The sequence below is a fragment of the Streptomyces sp. NPDC111507 genome (assembly GCF_055638955.1).
Genome location: NZ_JBVKBU010000015.1, coordinates 171,032 through 189,957, shown reverse-complemented (window position 1 = coordinate 189,957; position 18,926 = coordinate 171,032). Strand labels below are relative to the sequence as shown.

The 18,926-nt window shown below is 72.3% G+C and carries 19 protein-coding genes; 3 read left to right on the top strand and 16 right to left on the bottom strand.

Features of this window, described 5'->3' with window-relative positions; all coding sequences use genetic code 11:
- Positions 1-17: 17 nt before the first annotated feature.
- On the bottom strand, positions 18-1,406 hold the full coding sequence (locus ACZ7M2_RS40700; RefSeq protein WP_471599607.1) for an FAD-dependent oxidoreductase: 1,389 nt from the start codon (positions 1,404-1,406) through the stop codon (positions 18-20).
- Between the two features lie 27 nt (positions 1,407-1,433).
- Positions 1,434-2,432 (bottom strand): DUF4349 domain-containing protein, encoded by a 999-nt coding sequence (locus tag ACZ7M2_RS40695; RefSeq protein ID WP_471599606.1) that lies wholly within the window; start codon positions 2,430-2,432, stop codon positions 1,434-1,436.
- A 179-nt stretch (positions 2,433-2,611) separates the two neighbouring features.
- Between ACZ7M2_RS40695 and hemG the strand changes: the two genes are divergently transcribed.
- The gene (hemG, locus tag ACZ7M2_RS40690; protein WP_471599605.1) at positions 2,612-4,072 is read left to right on the top strand and encodes a protoporphyrinogen oxidase; all 1,461 of its coding nucleotides are present in this window, start codon (positions 2,612-2,614) and stop codon (positions 4,070-4,072) included.
- Positions 4,073-4,076: 4 nt separating this feature from the next.
- Positions 4,077-4,808: a hydrogen peroxide-dependent heme synthase gene (gene hemQ / locus ACZ7M2_RS40685; protein WP_352048067.1), complete on the top strand. Its 732-nt coding sequence runs from the start codon at positions 4,077-4,079 to the stop codon at positions 4,806-4,808.
- Here hemQ and ACZ7M2_RS40680 read toward each other — a convergent pair whose 3' ends face one another.
- The 10 genes from ACZ7M2_RS40680 to ACZ7M2_RS40635 all read right to left on the bottom strand — a co-directional run bounded on the left by ACZ7M2_RS40680 (position 4,809) and on the right by ACZ7M2_RS40635 (position 14,370).
- A complete protein-coding gene (locus tag ACZ7M2_RS40680; protein ID WP_471599604.1) occupies positions 4,809-6,467 on the bottom strand; it encodes an alpha/beta hydrolase in 1,659 nt (552 codons plus the stop codon).
- A gap of 120 nt (positions 6,468-6,587) precedes the next feature.
- Positions 6,588-7,376 (bottom strand): TIGR04222 domain-containing membrane protein, encoded by a 789-nt coding sequence (locus ACZ7M2_RS40675; protein WP_471599603.1) that lies wholly within the window; start codon positions 7,374-7,376, stop codon positions 6,588-6,590.
- Between the two features lie 122 nt (positions 7,377-7,498).
- Positions 7,499-8,254: a DUF4142 domain-containing protein gene (locus tag ACZ7M2_RS40670; RefSeq protein ID WP_471599602.1), complete on the bottom strand. Its 756-nt coding sequence runs from the start codon at positions 8,252-8,254 to the stop codon at positions 7,499-7,501.
- A 282-nt stretch (positions 8,255-8,536) separates the two neighbouring features.
- Positions 8,537-9,898 (bottom strand): MbnB/TglH/ChrH family RiPP precursor modification enzyme, encoded by a 1,362-nt coding sequence (locus ACZ7M2_RS40665; RefSeq protein ID WP_471599601.1) that lies wholly within the window; start codon positions 9,896-9,898, stop codon positions 8,537-8,539.
- A 187-nt stretch (positions 9,899-10,085) separates the two neighbouring features.
- Complete coding sequence (locus ACZ7M2_RS40660; RefSeq protein WP_352048072.1) at positions 10,086-10,874, bottom strand: DUF4142 domain-containing protein; 789 nt, start codon at positions 10,872-10,874, stop codon at positions 10,086-10,088.
- A 119-nt stretch (positions 10,875-10,993) separates the two neighbouring features.
- On the bottom strand, positions 10,994-11,632 hold the full coding sequence (locus ACZ7M2_RS40655; protein WP_471599600.1) for a TIGR03086 family metal-binding protein: 639 nt from the start codon (positions 11,630-11,632) through the stop codon (positions 10,994-10,996).
- A gap of 116 nt (positions 11,633-11,748) precedes the next feature.
- Positions 11,749-12,393 (bottom strand): TetR/AcrR family transcriptional regulator, encoded by a 645-nt coding sequence (locus ACZ7M2_RS40650; protein ID WP_471599599.1) that lies wholly within the window; start codon positions 12,391-12,393, stop codon positions 11,749-11,751.
- 46 nt (positions 12,394-12,439) lie between these two features.
- Positions 12,440-13,195 (bottom strand): peptidyl-tRNA hydrolase, encoded by a 756-nt coding sequence (locus tag ACZ7M2_RS40645; protein WP_471599598.1) that lies wholly within the window; start codon positions 13,193-13,195, stop codon positions 12,440-12,442.
- 73 nt (positions 13,196-13,268) lie between these two features.
- The gene (locus tag ACZ7M2_RS40640) at positions 13,269-13,457 is read right to left on the bottom strand and encodes a hypothetical protein (RefSeq protein ID WP_352048076.1); all 189 of its coding nucleotides are present in this window, start codon (positions 13,455-13,457) and stop codon (positions 13,269-13,271) included.
- A 31-nt stretch (positions 13,458-13,488) separates the two neighbouring features.
- On the bottom strand, positions 13,489-14,370 hold the full coding sequence (locus ACZ7M2_RS40635) for a polysaccharide deacetylase family protein (RefSeq protein ID WP_471599597.1): 882 nt from the start codon (positions 14,368-14,370) through the stop codon (positions 13,489-13,491).
- A gap of 244 nt (positions 14,371-14,614) precedes the next feature.
- Here ACZ7M2_RS40635 and ACZ7M2_RS40630 point away from each other — a divergent pair, with 244 nt between their 5' ends.
- Positions 14,615-15,148: a hypothetical protein gene (locus ACZ7M2_RS40630; protein WP_471599596.1), complete on the top strand. Its 534-nt coding sequence runs from the start codon at positions 14,615-14,617 to the stop codon at positions 15,146-15,148.
- A gap of 67 nt (positions 15,149-15,215) precedes the next feature.
- Here ACZ7M2_RS40630 and ACZ7M2_RS40625 read toward each other — a convergent pair whose 3' ends face one another.
- The 4 genes from ACZ7M2_RS40625 to ACZ7M2_RS40610 form a co-directional block, all read right to left on the bottom strand.
- On the bottom strand, positions 15,216-16,115 hold the full coding sequence (locus tag ACZ7M2_RS40625; protein WP_471599642.1) for a PPK2 family polyphosphate kinase: 900 nt from the start codon (positions 16,113-16,115) through the stop codon (positions 15,216-15,218).
- Between the two features lie 64 nt (positions 16,116-16,179).
- A complete protein-coding gene (locus tag ACZ7M2_RS40620; RefSeq protein ID WP_471599595.1) occupies positions 16,180-16,410 on the bottom strand; it encodes a hypothetical protein in 231 nt (76 codons plus the stop codon).
- A gap of 127 nt (positions 16,411-16,537) precedes the next feature.
- Complete coding sequence (gene thrS, locus ACZ7M2_RS40615; RefSeq protein ID WP_471599594.1) at positions 16,538-17,803, bottom strand: threonine--tRNA ligase; 1,266 nt, start codon at positions 17,801-17,803, stop codon at positions 16,538-16,540.
- Positions 17,804-17,973: 170 nt separating this feature from the next.
- The gene (locus ACZ7M2_RS40610) at positions 17,974-18,909 is read right to left on the bottom strand and encodes a slipin family protein (RefSeq protein WP_471599593.1); all 936 of its coding nucleotides are present in this window, start codon (positions 18,907-18,909) and stop codon (positions 17,974-17,976) included.
- Positions 18,910-18,926: the final 17 nt, after the last annotated feature.

Sequence of the window (18,926 nt, the reverse complement as noted above, 5' to 3'; positions counted from 1 at the left end):
GCCGTGGGGCGCTCCTCCTACGCGGCGTTCTTGCGTACCGCCGTCACCGCCTTGCGTGCCGCCACCAGGACGGGGTCCCACACCGGTGAGAACGGGGGCGCGTAGCCCAGGTCCAGGGATGTCATCTGTTCCACCGTCATGCCCGCGGTCAGCGCCACCGCGGCGATGTCGACCCGCTTCGCCGCGCCTTCCCCGCCGACGATCTGCACGCCGAGCAGCCGCCCCGTGCGGCGCTCGGCGAGCATCTTCACCGTCATGAGTTCCGCGTCCGGGTAGTAGCCCGCGCGGCTGGTCGACTCGATGGTGACGGCCTCGAACCGCAGGCCCGCCCGGTGCGCGTCCTTCTCGCGCAGCCCGGTGCGGGCGATCTCCAGATCGCAGACCTTGCTCACGGCCGTACCGACGACACCGGGGAAGGTCGCGTACCCGCCGCCCACGTTGGAGCCGATGACCTGCCCGTGCTTGTTGGCGTGCGTGCCCAGCGCGATGTGCCGTTCGCGCCCCGAGATCAGGTCGAGCACCTCGACGCAGTCGCCGCCGGCCCAGATGTTCTCGTGCCCGCGTACCCGCATCGCCAGGTCGGTGAGCAGCCCGCCGTGGTCGCCGAGGGGGAGTCCCGCGGCCCGTGCGAGCGTGGTCTCGGGGCGTACGCCGATGCCGAGCACGACCACGTCCGCCGGGTACTCCGCGTCCGCGGTGGCCACCGCGCGGACCTGGCCCGCGTCCCCGGTGAGAAGCTTGGTGATCTCGGTGTCGTTGACCATGGTGACGCCGAGGTTCTCCATGGCCGTGTGCACCAGGCGGCCCATGTCGGGGTCGAGGGTGGACATCGGCTCCTTGCCGCGGTTGACGACCGTCACCTCGTACCCGCGGTTGATGAGCGCCTCGGCCATCTCCACGCCGATGTAGCCCGCGCCGACGACCACCGCGCGACGGCCCTCGGTCGTCGCCAGGGTGTCCAGGAGGGCCTGGCCGTCGTCCAGGGTCTGCACGCCGTGCACGCCCGGAGCGTCGACGCCCGGCAGGTCGGGGCGGATCGGACGGGCGCCGGTCGCGATCACGAGTTTGTCGTACGAGGTCCACTCCTCGGCCCCGGTCTCGAGGTCGAGCGAGCGGACGCGGCCCCCGTCGACATCGATCTGCGTGACCTCGGTGCGCATCCGCAGGTCGATCGCGCGCTCCCGGTGTTCCGCCGGGCTCCGGGCGATCAGCCGGTCCCGCTCGGGGACGTCGCCGCCCACCCAGTACGGGATGCCGCAGGCCGAGTAGGAGCTGAAGTGACCGCGTTCGAACGCCACGATCTCCAGCTCGTCGGGCCCGCGCATCCGGCGTGCCTGCGACGCGGCGGACATGCCCGCCGCGTCACCTCCGATCACGACCAGTCGCTCCGTACGGCTCATGCTCATGCGAACACGCTACGGGGACCGGGCATTTCAGTCCTCGTCGCCACCCTCTTCGCGCACCGGCGGCGCCACCGGCGGTGCCACCGGCAGCGAACCCGCGCTCGCGGGAGCCGCTTCGGCCCCGGGCCGGCGCGGCTGCCCCGTACGGGCGAGCCGCAGCCACAGGGCGAGGAGGAGCCCGGCGCTCAGCAGGAACGGGAGCACCGCGCCGAACACCATCGCGATCCAGCGCAGCATCGTGACGAACGCGTCCCAGCCGCCCGTCAGCGCGTCCACGAAGCCCGGCGCGTCGGACTTCCTCGCGGCGTCCTTCAGCGGGGTCTCGGAGAGGGAGAGCGTGATGGTGGCCAGGCTGGTGCGGTCCTTCAGGGACGCCTGCTGGGCGAGCAGGGCGTCGAGGTCCGACTCACGCGTGCTCAACTCGCCTTCCAGGGCGACCACATCGCTGAGCTTGGTGGCCCGGTCCATCAGCTCGCGGACCCGGGCCACGCTGACGCGCTGCGACGTGACGCGGCTCTCCACGTCGACGACCTGGTCGGTGACGTCCTGCGCCTTCGCCGTCCGCTCGACGACCTTCCCGGTGCCCTCCAAGGCGGAGAGCACCGCGTCGTAGCGGTCGGTGGGCACACGCAGTACGGCTCGGGTGCGCTCGCGGCCCCCGCCGTCCCGGGTGGTCGTCTCGTTGCCGACGTAGCCGCCCGCGTCGACGGCCGCGGTGCGGGCCGAGTCCAGTGCCTTGGGCACATCCTTGACCTGCAGGGTCAGCGAGGCGGTGCGGATGATGTGGCTGCCGGCCGGCACGGATGTGCCGCTGACCTTGGACGGTTTGGTGGACTTCGCGCCGCCCGCGCCCGAGGCGACGCCGTCCGCCGCGCCCGAGCGGGCCTTCTCGGCGGCCGGCGCTGCCGCCTGGTCGGCGCTGGAGGAGGAGTCACCGCCGGCGGCGTCGCAGCCCGTCACCGCGAGGGCGGCGGCGAGGAGTATCCCGGCCAGGACCGGGCCGGTTCGTGCGGAACGTCGTGTGTGCATGTGGGCGTACCCCCGTGGCCGGTGACTGCTGACCTTCCTTCGACGCCGGGGCCGGGCGCGACGTTTGCCGGATCCGATCGCGATGCGGTCACGGTCGGGACTCGCGCAGGACACCGCCGAACGGGACGCCGGCTCCGGGTCCCGGCGGGCCTGTCAGCGGGGTCTGAGAAGGTGGAGGCATGCGCGCACAGGACAGTCGTACGGGTTCGGGACAGGTCGTCGTCATCGGGGGTGGCATCGCCGGTCTGGCCGCCGCCCATCGCCTGCTGGACCGCGGCGCGCGGGTGACCGTCCTGGAGGCGTCGGACCGCGTCGGCGGCAAGCTGCTGCCCGGCGAGATCGCGGGCGCGCGGGTCGACCTCGGCGCCGAGTCGATGCTCGCCCGCCGCCCGGAAGCGGTCGCGCTCGCCAGCGAGGTGGGCCTCGCCGACCGCCTCCGGCCGCCCGCCACCGCGACCGCCTCCCTGTGGACGCGCGGCGCGCTGCGCCCCATGCCCAAGGGCCACGTCATGGGCGTGCCCGGCACGGCCGCCGCCCTCTCCGGTGTCCTCTCCGACGAGGGCCTGGCCCGCATCGAGCGCGACGCCGAGCTGCCCCGCACGGAAGTCGGCGACGACGTTGCGGTGGGGGAGTACGTGGCGGCACGCCTCGGCCGCGAGGTCGTCGACCGCCTGGTCGAGCCCCTCCTGGGCGGCGTCTACGCGGGCGACGCGTACCGCATCTCGATGCGGCTGGCCGTCCCCCAGCTGTTCGCCGCCCTCGGCACCCATGTCTCCCTGACCGAGGCGGTCCGCGAGATCCAGGCGAAGGCGATCGCGGCCCAGCAGACCGGACCGGTGTTCATGGGCATCGAGGGCGGAGTGGGCCAACTCCCGCTCGCGGTCGCGCGGTCGGTGCGCGCGCGGGGCGGCGAGATCCTCACCGGCGCCCCGGTGACGGAGCTGCGCCGCGCCGAGGACGGCGGCTGGCGGGTGGTGGCCGGGGGACGCGTCCTGCACGCGGACGGGGTCGTCGTCGCCGTGCCCGCGGGCCCGGCCGCCGCCCTGCTGAGGGCCGAGGCGCCCGCGGCGGCCACCGAGCTGGCCGGTGTCGAGTACGCCTCCATGGCGCTGGTGACGCTCGCCTACCGGCGCGCGGACATCACCCTCCCCGAAGGGAGCGGTTTCCTGGTGCCGCCGGTGGACGGCCACACCATCAAGGCATCCACCTTCGCCTCCCAGAAGTGGGGCTGGATCGCCGAGGAGAACCCCGACCTGCTCGTCCTGCGGACCTCCGTCGGGCGGTACGGCGAGACGGAGGTGCTGGGCCGCGACGACGCCGACCTGGTGGACGTCTCGCGGCACGACCTGCGCGAGGCGACCGGCCTGGCCGCCGAGCCCGTGGCGACCCGGGTGACCCGGTGGGACGACGGCCTGCCGCAGTACCCGGTCGGGCACCACACGCGTGTGACCCGCGTCCGCGAGCACGTGGCCAAGCTCCCGGGACTCGCCGTCTGCGGCGCGGCGTACGACGGGGTCGGCATCCCCGCGTGCGTCGCGAGCGCGTACGCCGCCGTGGACCAGCTGGGCGGCGACCGTGCGGGAATGGAAGCGCTGAGGGCGAACCCGGTGCAGAGTCTGCACGGCGGAGCGGGAGAATAGCCTCATGAGTGACGACGCCCCCACCACCGAGTCCGGCAGGGTCCCGAACAAGGGCAAGCTGGCCAAGGACCTCAACGAGGTCATCCGCTACACCCTGTGGTCCGTGTTCAAGCTGAAGGACGTGCTGCCCGAGGACCGGGCCGGCTTCGCCGAAGAGGTCCAGGAGCTCTTCGACCAGCTCGCCGCGAAGGACGTCACCGTCCGTGGCACGTACGACGTGTCGGGGCTGCGCGCCGACGCCGACCTGATGATCTGGTGGCACGCCGAGACCAGCGACCAGCTCCAGGAGGCGTACAACCTCTTCCGCCGCACCAGGCTGGGCCGCGCCCTGGAGCCGGTCTGGTCGAACATGGCGCTGCACCGCCCCGCCGAGTTCAACCGCTCGCACATCCCGGCGTTCCTCGCCGACGAGACGCCGCGCAACTATGTGAGCGTCTACCCCTTCGTGCGCTCCTACGACTGGTACCTGCTGCCCGACGAGGACCGCCGCCGCATGCTCGCCGACCACGGCAAGATGGCCCGCGGCTACCCGGACGTGCGCGCCAACACGGTCGCCTCGTTCTCCCTCGGCGACTACGAGTGGATGCTCGCGTTCGAGGCCGACGAGCTGTACCGCATCGTCGACCTCATGCGTCACCTGCGCGCCTCCGAGGCCCGCATGCACGTCCGCGAGGAGGTCCCGTTCTACACCGGCCGCCGTAAGTCCGTGGCCGAGCTGGTCGCCGGGCTCGCCTGATCAGGGAGCCTGGCGGGTCTTCTTCGCGTCCTCACGGGCCTGGGCGTCGTGCCGGGTGGTCCTGTCACCGCCCGGCGCCGCCGGCTCCGGCTCCGCGTGCGGGGCGCACGCCGCGCGCCGCTCCGGGAGGCGGCCCTCCAGCAGGTACGCGTCCAGGTAGCCGTTGACGCACTGGTTGGGCCCGCCCGCGATCCCGTGCGTCCCGGCGCCGTTCTCGGTCACCAGGACCGAGCCGGACAGCCGCCGCTGGAGCTCGACCGCCCCCTCGTAGGGCGTCGCCGCGTCCCGCTCGGCCGCCAGGATCAGGACCGGCGCCAGCGCCCCGGGCAGCGTCCGCACGTCGAGGGGCTTCTGCCGCGGCACCGGCCAGTACGCGCACGGCAGATTCATCCACACGTTGTCCCAGGTCTCGAACGGTGCCACGCGCGCGAGCCGCGTGTTGTCCCGGTCCCAGGTACGCCAGTCCGTCGGCCAGGACGCGTCGTTGCACTCCACGGCCGTGTACACCGCGTTGCCGTTCTCCGCCTCGGCCGACGCCTCCGGATGCGGCCCGGCCTGCTGGATCAGCGGCTTCGGGTCGCCCTTCAGATAGGCGGACAGCGCCAGGGCGCGCTTCGGCCAGTAGTCGTCGAAGTACCCCGCCTCCAGGAACGCGCCCTGCAACTGACGCGGCCCCACCGTGCCGCCCGCGGGCGCCGCGGCGAGCCGAGCCCGCGCCTTCTCGTAGTTGTGCAGCACCGCTTGGGCCGTGGTGCCGAGCGCGTACTCCTTGTCGTGCCTGGCGATCCACGCGCGGAAGTCCGCCCAACGGGCCTCGAACGCGGCCGACTGGTCGAGGTTGTTCCGGTACCAGATCTGCCGGGGGTCGGGGTTCACCGCCGAGTCGAACACCATCCGGCGTACGTGCGAGGGGAAGAGCGTCGCGTACAGGGCACCGAAGTACGTGCCGTACGAGGCCCCCATGAACGTCAGCTTCCGCTCGCCCAGCGCGGCGCGCAGCACATCGAGGTCGCGGGCGTTGTTGAGCGAGGTGTAGTGCCGGATGCCCTGCCCGGAGCGCTTGAGGCAGCCGCGGGCGTACGCCCGTGCCTCCGCGATGCGCTCCTTCTTGTACGTCTCCGAGGGGTTCGTCGGCGACTGCGCGGGCCCCTTCAGGAAGCGCTTCGGGTCCTCGCAGGACAGCGGGGCCGAGCGGTCCACGCCGCGCGGGGCGTAGCCCACGAGGTCGTACGCGGCCGCGATGCGTTTCCACTCGGGGAGGAAGCCGATCAGCGGGAAGTACATGCCGGACGCGCCCGGGCCGCCCGGGTTGTAGACGAGGGAGCCCTGACGCGGCACCTTGTGCTTGGAGTTGCGCAGGTCCTTGCCGGTGGCGCCGGCGCGGCTGACGGTCAGTTTGATCTTCTTGCCGTCGGGTTGCGCGTAGTCCAGCGGCACGGTGACCGTGCCGCAGCGCATCTCGACCGGAAAGTGGTCCGCCTTGGGGCACGCGCCCCAGTGGATGCCGGCCGTCGCGGCGCGGGCGGCGGCGACGACGGTGCCGCGCGCCTCGAGGGCGCCCGCGGGGTCCGGCCAGGCCGCCGTACCGCCCGCGGGGGCGGCGACGAGGCCGCTCAGAAGCAAGGACCCGGTGGTTCCGTACAGGACGGCAGCTCTCATCGCGTATCCCCTTCGGCGCACGGCAGCGACAAAAGGGATGTTTGGTTCGTCAGTTGATGAAGTAAAGCACCTGGTGCCGGTGTCGGCCCCAATGACCCCTATGCGCCCCCTCGGGCGCCGTCAGCGCTGCCGCTCGGGGCTTCGGTCGCGGTGTGCGAAGGCCGCGCGCAGCTCCGGCCCGCCGACCGCGCGGACGCCGCGTACGGCGACCGAGGTGAGGTACGTACGGTCGTCGCCGGTGGCGTCGGGGTGCCGGGCGAGGGTGCCGAGCAGCCGCTGTCCGGCCGGGGAGGCCCAGCGCGTGTACGGGTGGACCTCGATGCGGGCGATGGCGAGACAGCTCACGGTGAGGATGAGCGGCAGCGAGAACCACACGGCGATCGGCACGTCGTTCTCGCTCACCCGGGACTGGGAGGGCATCAGCACGGCGACGGCGCCGAGCGCGAGGACGGCCGCTGCGGCGGCCTGGACCTGGCGGATGGCGCTCGCGACGGTGGTGCGGGCGCCGTCGGGCACGGCGAGGCCCGCGGCGACGAGACGGTCGGCGAGGCGGTGTACGGAGTCCGCGGCGGCCGTGCTCGCCCGTACGGGAGCTATCCGGGACTGCCCCTGCGGACCGATCGCCCCTATCACCGAGCGCTCCATCTCGTCGCGACCGCGCGGGTCCACGACGGTCGCCCAGCCCGTGTGCGCGAGCAGCAGCCGCCGCTGACGGGCCATCGACACCAGGGTCAGATCGGCGACCCGGGCGGGGCCGCCGGACAGGAACGCCGCCTCGTACAGCGTGAGGTGGTGTCCGCGCGCCGCGTCGGCGTCGACCGCCGCCGCGCGCACGGCGGCCAGGCACAGCCGAGTGCAGGAGATACCGGCCGCGGCCCAGGCCAGGAGCAGGAGAAGGACCCAGAACATGGCGTTTTTCTACGCGAGGAGTCCAGGTCGGCGCCACGGTATGCCCACGATATGGACGGAGCGTTGTGGCTCTGTGACGTTCCGGTGCCCCCCCGTGGCGCTCCCCAAGGGGCGCCGCGGTGCTAGCTCTTGGGGCGGGACGCGGCCGGGGGCAGTGGATAGGTTCCGGACGGGGCGACGGGGACGGGGCTGTCCGGGGACTCGGTGGGACCCGGCGGGGCCGGGGAGGCCGTCAGCGGGGGCGGGCTCGCGGTCGCGGCGTCCTGGGCGAGGGCGTCGAAGTCCACGTACCCGGTGGCTTCGAGGACCTTGATGTGGTCGAGCACGGTGGTGTTCGCGTCGTCGGCGAGGTCCCGTACGAGGGAGTTGCGGGTGTTCGCGCGGACCTGAGCGACGACGGAGAAGACCTTGCCGTGCGCCCTGCGCAGGATGTTCGCGAACTTCTGGTCGTAGTCCGTGCCGTGCGCGGCGTCGAGCGTGGCCAGCCAGCCGCGCTGCTGGGCGTTGGGCTGGTTCGGGAGTTCGAGTCCGAGCCGTGCGGCGACGTTCCGGACGCGCGCGTCGAGGAACGTGTGGCCCTCGACGAGGTGCGCGCCCGCCGTCTTCACGGCCTGGGTGGTGCCCCGCTCCTCGGCCTGCTGGCCGGCGGGCAGCTCCCACAGCCCGGCGAGCCGGACCTTGGTGATGAACTCCCGGTCCAGTGCGGACAGCGGACCGAACTGTGTCGACACGGACTGGGCGTTCAGGGTGTCCAGGCCGGTGCCGGCGCGGTCCGCGTACGACCAGATCGGAAAGATCAGGGCGGCGAGGGTCGCGGTGAGGGCCGCGACGATGAGTCCTGTCCCACTGACCAATCCGGTGCGGTTGATGGATCGCATGGTGCCTCCTGTTGCGGCACCGCACGCTAGTGCGCTACGGGTGCGGGTTGGCATATTACTTCGGGCGCTACGCCAACTGCCGTACGGGGAGAAAGGGTTGCCGGGTGGGAGGAAGGCGCCGAATGGGGTAGTTCGACCGCAGTCCAGACCGTCAGGAAACCCTGGAAAACGGACGTGGGATCCGGTCGGACGGGGACCGGTGTTAACCCCGGCACACTCTGCCGGAGCGCGGCACTACGGCGCGCGTAGGAGTGCGCGTCGGCTCCTGTGACGCGGGCGGGGTCAGCGGCGCAGCAGTACCCGTCGGGTCGCGCGGGCCAGCCGGGCCGTGGGCCGCTGCGACGGCGGGGTCGGGCCGGACCGCTCCAGCCACCACGCACGCAGCCGCCGCCGCGTCTCCGCATCCTCGGGGTGCCCCGCGAGCAGCATGTACTCGGCGAAGTCCAACGCGTCGCGGCGGTACCCACCGCTCATCGGACGCCCTCCCGCGTACGCGAGGAACGCCGGCCGGTACGCGTCCCCGAGGATCTCCGGCAGCTCCACCGCCACCTTCGCGACGACGTCCGCCCGCTTGGCCGCGAGCGCCCGCGCCTGCACACCCAGCCGCCCCCGGTCGAACCCTTCGGGTACGGGGGTACCCGCGACGAGTGCGGACAACAGCGCGGCCTGCCCGAGCGCAAGCCGCTGCCGCGTACCCACGGCCACGTCGGCCGCGTTGTTCCCCGCTGCCCCGGGGGTGCCGCTCGCGGTGGCGGCGGCCTCACCCGAATACGGGCCTGCCGGGGTTTCGGACGGCGTCACGACCCGTGCCCGTGCCTTCGTCAGGGTGACTCTGATCGCCCCGAGCTCCCTCTCCAGTTCGCCCGGGTCCGGGAAGTTCTCGTCGCGTTCCAGGAGGACCCCCGGTGGCGTCACGCGGGAGGCGAGGTCGGCCAGGATGTCGAGGACCTGCCGGGGGACGGGGTGGGCGTGGCTGTCGTGCCAGACGCCGTCCCGTTCGAAGCCGCCGGCGACATGGACGTAGGCGATGGCCTCGACGGGGAGTTCGTCGAGGGCCTTCGAAGGGTCCTCGCCCCGGTTGACGTGGTTCGTGTGGAGGTTGGCCACGTCGATGAGGAGGCGTACGCCGGTGCGGTCCACCAGGTCGTACAGGAACTGCCCCTCGGTCATCTCCTCCCCGGGCCAGGAGATCAGCGCGGCGATGTTCTCGACCGCGAGCGGGACGGGAAGGGCCTCCTGCGCGATACGGACGTTCTCGCACAGCACGTCCAGGGCGTCCCGGGTGCGGGGGACCGGCAGCAGGTGCCCGGCCTCCAGCGAGGGCGACGCGGTGAGCGCGCCCCCGGCCCGTACGAACGCGATGTGTTCCGTGACGAGGGGTGAGCCCAGCGCCTCGGCCCGCTCCGCGAGGGCGGCGAGCCGGGACTCCTCGGGCCGGTCCGCGCCGCCGAGGCCGAGCGAGACCCCGTGCGGCACCACCGTGACGCCCCGCTCACGCAGCCGCAGCAGCGACTCGGGAAGATGCCCGGGGCACAGGTTCTCCGCCACGGCCTCGACCCAGTCGATGCCGGGCATGCGCTCCACGGCCTCGGCGATCTCCGGCCGCCACCCGATTCCCGTCCCCAGCCGCCTCGGCTGTGTCATGTCGCCTCCTCCGTCACCGCTCGAACCCCGGCTGCTGCAACCCTGGCCGCTGTCTCCTCACGACGGACCCGTGTTCCGGCGTGACGGAGTCATGGCCCCGGGAAGCGGGGCCGAACCCATGTCGCCGGACGTTCAGAGCAACATTTGAGGTTCCGCCGGCGCCCCGAGGCGTCGGCGGCCGCACCGGCTACCGCGGCACGTTGTCCGGATCCGAGGGCTCCGGCCGGGCGGTGTTGACCTGTCCCGGCGGCGCGGGCGACGGACTCGACGTGGCGACGACGCCGTCGGCCGGCTGCACCGGCGGCGCGGAGGGCGCCGTGACGCCGGCGGCCGGCGCCGGGGGGCCGCTCGGGCTCGCGGTCGACAGGGCGGCCGTGTCGTTGGCGATGGCGTCGAAGTCGACGCTCCCGGTCTTCTCCAGGATGGTGATGTGGTCGAGCACGGTCTGGTTGGCGTCCGTGGCCAGCTGTCGGACCAGCGTGTTGCGGGTGGAGTTACGGACCGCGCCGATCGCCGGGAAGATCTTGCCGTGCGCGGCCCGCAGCAGGTTCACGAACTTCCGTTCGTATTCCGTGCCCGTCGCCGCGGTCATCTCCTGCAGCCAGCCCTGCTGCTGCGCGTTCGGCTGGTTCGGCAGCTCGACGTTGAGCTGGGCCGCGATGACCCGCACCCGCTTGTCGAGGTCGGTGTGGCCGACGATCAGGTGATCGCCCACCTCCTTGATCGCCTTGTTGGGGGCCCGTTCGAGCGCCTGCTGTCCCGCCGGCAGTTCCCAGAGTCCGGCCAGCCGCACGCGCACGATCAGATCGCGGTCGGCGGCGGACAGGGGTCCCCACTGTGTGTTCACCGTCCCCGCCGCGAGATTCGCCTGCCCCGTGCCGGCGCGGTCGGCGTACGACCACACCGGGAACGCGAGCGCGCCGACCGTGGCGGCGAGCGTGGCGATGACGAAGGCGGAACCATTGATACGCCGCAAAATGAGCCTCCCGGCGGAAACCAACTGGTCGTTGGAAACCTGTACTTGGCCAGCGACGTGAGATACGTGCGGCACATCGGGAATGTTCAAGCACGAGTAAAGCAAACCCTCGGTTCAGGTCAAATCAGCTGTGGATCCGCACCGTCGGCCGACAGCGGCCACTTCTCCGGTGTACGTCCGAGCAGTCGCAGCGCCTCGTCCAGCGGATCCGCGCCCGGGGGCACGTCGACCGGCGGCGCGAACGCGAACCCCGGCCCGCGACCGGCCGGATCCGTCGGTACGAGGCGGGCGACGGCCAGGGCCGCCCCGCGGACGTGGTCCGGCAGTTCGAGCCCGGCGCCGAGCGTGGCGGCGACGTCCCATGCGTGCACCACGTAGTCGACGAAGTGGAAGCCGAGGGCCAACCCGCCGGGGAACCCGCCCCCGTCCCTGATCTCCGGCAGCACGAACTCCCCCTCCGTCACGCCCGGTTCGGCGAACGCGGCCAGCGCCGCCGTCGCCGCTCCCCGGTAGGTCCGCTCCGGGTCGCTCATGTCCTGCGGCTCCCGCCAGTACGCCGTCTCGTGCCCCGCTCCCCGGGCGGCGGCCGCGAACCCGTGGTGCTGCGCGGCCATGTGCGCCACCAGCCGCCGCAGCGTCCACCCCGCACACGGTGTGTCCCGCTCCCAGTCCGTGCCCCGCGCCAGCCCGACGAGCCGCAGCGACTCGTACACGGCGATCCGGTCGAGCTCGACGATGTCCAGTCCGGTCGATGTCATACAGCCGAGCATAAAACTGAGCGAACGATCGTGCTACTTGTTTTCGGCCGTGAGGCTTCCCGCGTCGAAGGCTCGGCAGGTCGGGAGAGCTCGGCGGGTCAGGAGACCTCGGCAGGTCAGGAAGGCTCGGGTACGAGGGACGGGTCCGTCGCCGCCGCGCGCAGCCGGGAACGGATGGCGACGCGGGCCATGCGATAGACGTCCGTCTCGTCGCGCAGCACCGACACCGCGTTCGCCGTCTCCATCAACGCGATGAGCTCGAAGGCGAGTTGCGCGGCATCCGTGTCGGAGCGCAGCTCACCCAGGTCCCGGGCCTCGGTGACGGTGTGCTCCACATGGGCCGCCCAGTCCCGCTGGGCCTCCGCGACGGCGTCGTGCACGGGCCCCGACCGGGCGTCGAACTCGGCGATGACCTCGTAGAAGAAACAGCCGCCGGGGAAGACCCGGCCCCGGGAGTAGTCCAGCCAGAGTTCGCACAGCCGCCAGGTCCGGGCGACACCGGCGGGGGTCTCGGACGCGGGCCGGGTCACCTGCTCGACGTAGATGCGCGCCGCTTCCCGCACGGTGGCCAGTTGCAGCTCCTGCTTGGAGCCGAAGAGCGCGAAGACCCCGCTCTTGCTGAGCTGGAGCTCGGTGGCGAGACGGCCCACGGACAGTGCTTCCAGTCCCTCGACCGAGGCGATGTCGACCGTGCGGCGGAGCACCAACTGCCGTGTGCGGTTGCCGCGTTCGACCCTGCCGTCCAGCCGGGTCCCGGCCATCGCGCCTCCTCGGGTCCGTAGGTCACTCAGGGTCGGTCGGGATCGGTCAGGAGCGCAGCGCCGGGTGGTCGGCCACCACCGTGCACGACCCCGGCGCGATCTCCGTGAACCCGGCGTCGCGCACCAACGGCAGCCCGGAGGTGGTGAGTCCGCTCCAGCGGGCCGGGTCGGCGGTGCGGACGGCGAGGGGGAAACCGGCGTCGCGCCAGGCCGCCCGCTCCTCGTCCGACAGCTCCCACCAGGCCAGCTGCGCGCCGTGCCCGGCCTGCGCCATCGTCTTGCCGGCCGACATGTCGAGGTCGGGGTTGAGCCACAGCACGGGCGCCGTCGGGTCCGCGTCCACCGGCGGTTCCGGGTCGTCGAGGTCGGTGCCGGACACCTGGAGTTTGACCAGGTCCTTCGGCCAGCCGTCCAGGGGGACCGGCGGGAAGACGCGCACCTCGGCGGACTTCCCGGTCACCGTGATGCCGGGCAGAGCCTCGGCCCGCCGCCACTCGGCGCCGCGCGCTCGTCGTACGACCTTGCGGATCCGGGCGTCCTGCCAGTCCCGCACCGCCTGCGCCCAGTCGCCGTCCCCGAGGGCCCGCTCATCGCTGAGGATCGTCAGCACGGCGCGGGCCGCGGTCTCCAGCGCGTCCGTGCGTGCCGGGGGAGCGGCCTTCTCGATGCGCGCGACCAGCGGCAGCACGAACTGCGGGGCCTCGTCGCGCGCGGTGCGCTCGGATCGGAAGGGGCTGTCCTCGGCCGAGCCGGGTACGTCGGGTCGGCCGGGTGCGTCGGCTACGGTCGGGTCGCTGCTCACGCCCTCCAGTGTGCCAGGCGGAAGATCGGTTCTTCGGCGAGCGGTCATGCCGCCGTCACCGTCACCGGCACCCTCACCCGGAACAGGCGGTCCGCTGTGCCTCCTGCCACTCGCAGACGGGGCACAGCGTGATCCCCTTGTACGACTCCGGGTACTCGGTCGGCTTCCGGCACAGCACGCACTCGGCGAACGGCGGCCCGGCGTCGGTCGGGTCCGGTGCCGGGACGGGGGCCGCCGGGGTGGCGCAGTAGTCGTCGCTCATGGTCCCAGCGTAGGCCGGGACCGGAGCACGCCTACGTGGTGCCGTGCCGCTCGCTCTGCGTCGCCGAGCCGATCATCTCGGAGACCTTCACGAAGCGGAAACCCTGCTTGCGCAGCTCGGGGACGATCGTCCGCAGGGCCTGTTCGGTCACCGGAGCCGCGCTGCGCGTGCAGTGCATGACGACGACGGATCCGGGCTTCACACCCTCCAGCACCTGCCGGGCCACGGCGTCGGCGTCGGTCGCGAAGGCGTCCCCGCTGACGACGTCCCACTGCACGGCGGTCACGCCCACGGCGCTCAGTGTGCGCAGGGCCTGCTGGTCGTAGCACCCGCCGGGGAACCGGAAGTAGGGCATCGCGTGCGGCACGCCCGCCTTCTTGAGGGCGGTGTAGGTCTCCTCCACCTCGGCCCGCATCCGCTCCTGGGGCACGGTGGGCAGGCCGTAGCAGTTGTCGGTGAAGGCGTAGTGGCTGTACGAGTGGTTGGCGACCTCGAACAGCGGGTCCTGCCCGATGTCCCTGGCCTCCTTGGGGTACTCGTCGGCCCAGCGTCCGGTCATGAACAGGGTCGCCGGCACCTTGAACGCGCGCAGCGTGGCGATCAGTTCGGGATTGTCGAAGTGCTCGCCGGCCGCGGCCCGTGGCCCCTCGTCGGCGGTCATGTCCGCGTCGAAGGTCAGCGCGACGGTCTTGCCCTGCGTGCGCGGACCGTTGGTGAAGACGGGGGTGATACCGCTGGAGCCGGGGGCGAGTGTGGGGGGTCGCGAGGGCTGGGCGGTTGCGCTGCCCGAGGCCGACGCGGGGTGCCCTGGGCGGGCGGCGTGCGGGGTTCCTGGGGGCCCGCAGGCGGCGAGCGCGACCCCGAGTGCGCCGAGGGCGCAGGTCGCGGCGATTCGTCGTACTGGAATGATCACCCGATGAAGATATGTGGGCAATGCTTACTATTCGCCCATTGTTCGCACGTGCCCGGCGGCCGGGGCGCGGAAGTCACCCGGCTGGACCCGGCGAAACGCACGCCCTCTCTCCCGCCGTGTCGTGAGCCGGTCTCATGTGCCGGTCTCGTACGCCGGTTCCCTTTTCCCGTGTCCGCGTGCAGGATCGAACCCCTGTCGCGACCGATCCGAACGGCAGGACCGACGCGAGACGGGATGGGTACCGGTGCCGAACCGGCGACGCGCTGCTCCACCGGTCCTCCTCGTCACCGCGATCGCCCTGCTGGCGAGCGGGTGCTTCCTGGGGCCCTCGGATCCGGCGGACACGATGGTGGCCGGGGCCAGGGTCGAAGGGGAGACGATCGTCGTCAAGATCCCGCTCTGTCCCTCCGACGTACTGCGGCGGGTGGAGGTCACGGACTGGGACAAGGCCGAGGACACGAACCCGCCGATCGTCTGGTGGGCCTCCGGCCCGAGGACGGCCTCGGCGAAGAGCGGCGTCGTCAGGCTCTGGTCCGCCGAGGGGTTCGACCGTCATGCGGCCGAGCCCGCCCCGGTGCCGCGCACCCTCGATGTGGCATACCTGGACCCCTCGGGTGAGGGGCTCGACTACGTCGTGAGCCTGCGGACGGTCGCCGCCGCGAAACTGAAGCCCGGTCAGTACTGGACCGACGACGGCCCGAGGACCGCCGCCCAGATCGACGCCCAACTCGGCTGCCACACGGCGCCGGCCACGCGCACACCGCCTCGGTCGCCGTAGAGGCCGGGGACGGGCAGCCGCCCGCGCGGGACCCCGCGGCCCGGGACGGGCAGCCCGAGGCCGCAGGTCAGCTGTCCTCCAGCAGCCGCTGTCTGGCCTCCGCCACGTCGAAGTCGGCCTTCGGGTACTGCGGGGCCAGTGCCTCGAGGTGCTCCAGGAGCAGGGTGCTGATCGCCCAGTTCCGGTACCACTTGCGGTCGGCGGGGACGAGGAACCAGGGGGCCTCCGGTGTGGAGCAGCGCTCCAGGGCGATCTCGTACGCCTTCTGGTACGCGGGCCACAGCTCACGGTCGGCGATGTCGTCGGGGCTGAACTTCCAGTGCTTGTCGGGGTTGTCGAGCCGTTGGAGGAGCCGGCGGCGCTGCTGGTCGTAGGAGATGTGCAGGAAGCACTTCACCACGGTGACGCCGTCGTCGGCGAGGGACTTCTCGAAGCGGTTGATCTCGCCGTAGCGGTGGGCGATCTCCTTGCGGGGAGCCAGTTCGCGGACGCGGGCGATCAGGACGTCCTCGTAGTGCGAGCGGTCGAACATGCCGATCTCGCCGGGTTCGGGCAGAGCCCGTCTGATCCGCCAGAGGAAGGAGTGTCCGCGCTCCTCGGCGGTCGGTGCCTTGAAGCCCCGGATGCGGCAGCCCGCGGGGTTGAAATACCCGCTGACGTGCTTGACCGTGCCGCCCTTGCCGCTGGTGTCCATGCCCTGGAGGATCAGCAGGACCCGGCGCCGGTCACCCGCCGTGCTCGCGGCCCACAGGCGTTCTTGCAGGCTGCCGAGGCGTTCGACCATCTGGGCGACGGCGGCAAGCCCGGCGGCCTTGTCGCGCGGACCGGCGGGCGTGGCCCTGGCGTCGTACGAGGAGAGGTCGACGTCCTTGTCGCCGGGAACGCGCAGCAGCCGGCGCAGCGGGGCCGGGGTCCCGCCCTCGCGCTGTTCGCCGTCCTTCGTACCCTTGCCGTCCTTCTTGGCCACCGCGTACCCCTTCCGGCCGTGTCCCTCGATGGTGCGACGGGAGATGGGCACCCGCGAGTCGTGCTCAGGCCTCGTCGAGGGTGACCAGGACGGCCGGTCGCGGACGGCTGTCGGGGTCGATGTTCACGATGAGACGCAGCCCGTACGGGGTCCCGGTCCGTAGGCGGAGACGGACGGTGTCGTAGCGCAGGTCCGTCGCCTGCTCGGGCGGCGTCAGCGCGGCCGCGTCGGCCTGCTCCGCCGGCGGCACGGTGCTGTCGGAGCGGGCCCGCGCGTCCGTCCGCGGGGGGAACACCGGGCGGAGTTGCACCTACAGCGCCCCGCCCCGGCCGGCGCGAAGACCGCTCCCAGCACGGCCACCGACCGCCACCGCTGCCTCAACCACCCCTGGTGTGCCGGCAGTTCGTCCACGGCGCGGGAATCTAGCCGATCAGCTCGGTGGTGTGGGCGCGAACGAGACGGGTGATGCGGTCCAGCGCCACGGCGGCGGGCTGCGGGGCGAGGCGGCGGCCGTCGCGCAGGCGCAGGGCGATCTCGTCGGCCGCGGTCTCCCGGGGGCCGATCACCGCCTGGTACGGGACCAGGCGGTGAGCGCGGATCCGGGCGCCCAGGGTGCCCTGGTCAGGGGTGATGAGCCGGGCCCGGAGACCCCGGTCGAGGCAGCGGCGTACGAGATCGGCCGCCTGTTCGACCTCGGCCGGTGCGTCGGAGACGGGCAGGGCCACCAGCTGGGTCGGGGCGAGCCAGGGCGGGAAGGCGCCGCCGTGCGCCTCGATGAGGTGGGCGACGGCTCGCTCCAGGCTGCCGATGACACTGCGGTGGACCATGACCGGCCGGTGTTTCGCCCCGTCGGCGCCGATGTAGTGCAGGTCGAAGCGTTCGGGCTGGTGGAAGTCGATCTGGACGGTGGAGAGGGTGGACTCCCGGCCCGCCGGATCGGCGATCTGGATGTCGATCTTGGGGCCGTAGAACGCGGCCTCGCCTTCGACGGCCTCGTACGCCACCCCGGAGCGGTCGAGGACCTCGCGCAGCAGCGCCGCCGAGCGCCGCCACAGCTCGGGGTCGGCGACGTACTTGCCGCCGGGGCCCGGCAGGGAGAGCCGGTGACGGGCCGCGCGGATCCCCATCGCCTCGTACGCCCGGTGGATCAACTCCAGTGCCGCCGACGCCTCTTCGGCGACCTGCTCCAGGGTGCAGAAGAGGTGCGCGTCGTTGAGCTGGATGGCGCGTACGCGGGTGAGGCCGCCGAGGACACCGGACGGCTCGGAGCGGTACATCCCGCCCAACTCGGCCATACGGATCGGGAGTTCGCGATAACTGTGGGAACGGGAGCGGTAGATGAGCGCGTGGTGGGGACACAGGCTGGGGCGCAGCACCACCTGCTCGCCGCCGAGTTCCATCGGCGGGAACATGTCCTCGCTGTAGTGCGACCAGTGCCCGGAGATCTCGTACAGCTCCCGCTTGCCCAGCACCGGTGAGTACACGTGCTGGTAGCCCGCGCGTCGCTCGGCTTCGCGGACGTACGCCTCCAGGGCGTGGCGCACGGCCGCGCCGTCGGGCAGCCAGTAGGGCAGACCCGCGCCCATCAGGGGATCGGTGTCGAACAGGTCCAGTTCACGGCCGAGGCGGCGGTGGTCGGGAAGGGCGGTCATGGTGGTCTCCTCGCTTCTCGAGGGGCGAGTGACCACACGGCGAAGCCCCGGGGCACTCGCCCCGGGGCTTCGGACTCGTCAGCAGTCAGCGCGCCGGGACACTCTCCGGCGTCGTCGTCTTCACGGCGGCACGCTTCATGGGAGGGACGCTAGCAGGCAGTCGGCGGGCGGTCGCGGCAATTAGTGGAGGCGATCAGTGGGGGCGATCAGTCGGAGCCGGGGAGAGGGCTTGCGCCGGGGTTGTCGAGCGGGAACTCGTCGTCCTCCGCCCCGCCGCGCCTGAACTTGTCACCCTTGGGTTCATCGAGCACGAACTCGTCGTCCCTGTGCTCGTCGGGCCGCGGACGCGTCGGTATCTGCTCCACCGTCGGCGCCCCCGGCTGAACCTGCGCCCGTTCCAGGAACCGCAGCAGTTCCACCGGGAAGGGGAGCACCAGGGTGGAGTTCTTCTCGGCGGCGACCGCCACCACGGTCTGCAGCAGCCGCAGTTGGAGCGCCGCGGGCTGTTCGGACATCACCCCGGCGGCCTCCGCCAGCTTCTTCGACGCCTGGAGTTCGGCGTCCGCGTTGATGATGCGGGCCCGCCGTTCGCGGTCGGCCTCGGCCTGCCGGGCCATCGACCGTTTCATCGTCTCCGGCAGCGACACGTCCTTGATCTCGACCCGGTCGATCTGCACACCCCAGCCCATGGCAGGACTGTCGATCATCAGCTCCAGGCCCTGGTTGAGCTTCTCCCGGTTGGAGAGCAGATCGTCCAGGTCGCTCTTGCCGATGATCGAGCGCAGTGAGGTCTGCGCCATCTGCGAGACCGCGAAGCGGTAGTCCTCGACCTGGATGACCGCGTCGGCCGCGTCGACCACCTTGAAGTAGATGACCGCGTCGACCCGGACCGTGACGTTGTCCCGCGTGATGCCGTCCTGCGCGGGGACGGGCATCGTCACGATCTGCATGTTGACCTTACGCAGCCGGTCCACACCGGGGATGATCATCGTGAACCCGGGCGGCCTGATGCCACCCCGGAGTCGGCCGAGCCGCAGCACCACGCCCCGCTCGTACTGCTTGACGACCCGGGCCGCCGCGGCGACGTACACCAGCCCCGCGGTACCGGCCACCGCGGCCGTGGCCAAGAGCTCTTCGAGCATGACGACCCCCTTTCGAG

Bases quoted from the DNA above. Each gene is read 5' to 3' on its own strand.
- ACZ7M2_RS40695 (WP_471599606.1), bottom strand. From the start codon at position 2,432: ATGCACACACGACGTTCCGCACGAACCGGCCCGGTCCTGGCCGGGATA.
- ACZ7M2_RS40610 (WP_471599593.1), bottom strand. From the start codon at position 18,909: ATGCTCGAAGAGCTCTTGGCCACGGCCGCGGTGGCCGGTACCGCGGGG.
- ACZ7M2_RS40670 (WP_471599602.1), bottom strand. From the start codon at position 8,254: ATGCGATCCATCAACCGCACCGGATTGGTCAGTGGGACAGGACTCATC.
- ACZ7M2_RS40640 (WP_352048076.1), bottom strand. From the start codon at position 13,457: ATGAGCGACGACTACTGCGCCACCCCGGCGGCCCCCGTCCCGGCACCG.
- ACZ7M2_RS40650 (WP_471599599.1), bottom strand. From the start codon at position 12,393: ATGGCCGGGACCCGGCTGGACGGCAGGGTCGAACGCGGCAACCGCACA.
- ACZ7M2_RS40680 (WP_471599604.1), bottom strand. From the start codon at position 6,467: ATGAGAGCTGCCGTCCTGTACGGAACCACCGGGTCCTTGCTTCTGAGC.
- hemG (WP_471599605.1), top strand. From the start codon at position 2,612: ATGCGCGCACAGGACAGTCGTACGGGTTCGGGACAGGTCGTCGTCATC.
- ACZ7M2_RS40665 (WP_471599601.1), bottom strand. From the start codon at position 9,898: ATGACACAGCCGAGGCGGCTGGGGACGGGAATCGGGTGGCGGCCGGAG.
- ACZ7M2_RS40675 (WP_471599603.1), bottom strand. From the start codon at position 7,376: ATGTTCTGGGTCCTTCTCCTGCTCCTGGCCTGGGCCGCGGCCGGTATC.
- hemQ (WP_352048067.1), top strand. From the start codon at position 4,077: ATGAGTGACGACGCCCCCACCACCGAGTCCGGCAGGGTCCCGAACAAG.
- ACZ7M2_RS40700 (WP_471599607.1), bottom strand. From the start codon at position 1,406: ATGAGCATGAGCCGTACGGAGCGACTGGTCGTGATCGGAGGTGACGCG.
- ACZ7M2_RS40655 (WP_471599600.1), bottom strand. From the start codon at position 11,632: ATGACATCGACCGGACTGGACATCGTCGAGCTCGACCGGATCGCCGTG.